We start from the raw sequence: 1,469 nt of genomic DNA on the forward strand, positions 1-1,469 counted from the left end.
GTTCGCTCAGGCTGCCGACGCCGCGCAACAACCGCGCTCGTTTTCCATCCGCTTGCGCATTCAACGCGACTGCTTTCGCTTCGTTGAGATCGGCTTTCGCCAGCAGCCAGTCATTCATCACGGAATCGCGTGTAAATTCCGCCAGAGGTTGGCCCTGGCGTACCATATCCCCCTCCTGCACCAATAGTTTTTGCACGCGCAGCCCATTGGCTTCCGGGCTGATGATCGCCTCTTGCCAGGCCGCAATTGAACCATTGGCCGTGACGGTGCGGGAAACGGACTGTATTGCCGGCGTTGTCAGGGCCACTGTCAGCGTCGGTTTATCTGACGGTGGGGCAACCTTGTCCGCCGGCGTATCGCAGGCCGATAAGGCGGCGGCAATCGGCATCGCCAGCACGGTTGTACGAAGGGTCCGTAAAGACCAAAAGCGGGGACGCGTGTTTTGAACTATCTGTTGTGTCATCGGGAGAACCCATAAGGTAAATGATTTGTCGAACCTGTCGCCAACGGCGTGGCAATGTATTGCTTTGTATTGAATTTCAAACGACTGCGACGCTGTTCTGCAGCGGTTCAGCCTGGCGCTGAGCCATCGCTCGTTCTGACGAAGTGAACAAACGCCGTATCCACCTCCGCACAGTCGAGCGCACGCGGTTATGATGCTCATGCGGTTCAGCCTGCCAACCCGCCACACTTTCACCGGGATCGGTATCTGCGCTCGTTAAATCCAACATCAAGGAAACGGAATTCCTGGTGATGTGGCGGTTGATCCCGTTTCCATCGGCACCGCTCTCGCCACGCCCGTTGAAGTCCCCCTGATCGGGGTGGGGCGCCCGATGAGGGGGCGTTTGTTTCGCCTGTGCGAGGGATCCAGGCAATGGCGCGCTTTGGGTAGAGAACGCGTGTTGTCGCCAGCAGGTACGCGAGGCGTAATAGAGGGCCGCAGCTTCCGTCGCAACCAGTTTGCGGGCGTCATTCCATAACGCTTGAACGCACTCCAAATTGGCGCGCGCAACCGACGTTTGTGCTCCGTGCTCATTCTCCGCGTGACTGGGCTTGCCGGCCGGAGCGCGTAAGCGCCGGGCGCCGGATTCATTTCGGGCGGGGGGCCATGCATTCCACACAGGCACGTGCGCCGAGCCAGGCAGGGAGGCCCGCCATGTTGTTGGAACATGCTGGGTTCCTGACAAACGGTCTGATGCAGGTGCGGTTGCGCACCCGCAGAGAATCAAAGACACGCTGAGAAACAGAGAAACGAATATGAGTCGGCGGAGCCTTGGATAGGCCCGTGTTCGCAGCATTTTTAGTTTTGAAACGGGTGGCATGATTGTTGTGTCTTTTTAATGCGTGAGTGCGCACTCATTATATGGTTAAAAAAAGAAGCTAGATGGCTGTATGAACGTCAGGAAGCTCAATGGCTCGCACCATGGCTTCATAACCTGCGCGTTTGTAAATATCCAGCAGGTGTGGTT

General features: G+C 57.3%; 1 protein-coding gene. It reads right to left on the minus strand.

The genetic code is table 11. The features are described 5' to 3' along the window. On the minus strand, positions 1-664 hold a 664-nt coding region (locus ACZ6S8_RS39595; protein ID WP_469463256.1), incomplete at its 3' end, for an efflux RND transporter periplasmic adaptor subunit. Positions 665-1,469 lie beyond the last annotated feature (805 nt).

Source organism: Streptomyces sp. NPDC048461 (genome assembly GCF_055587105.1).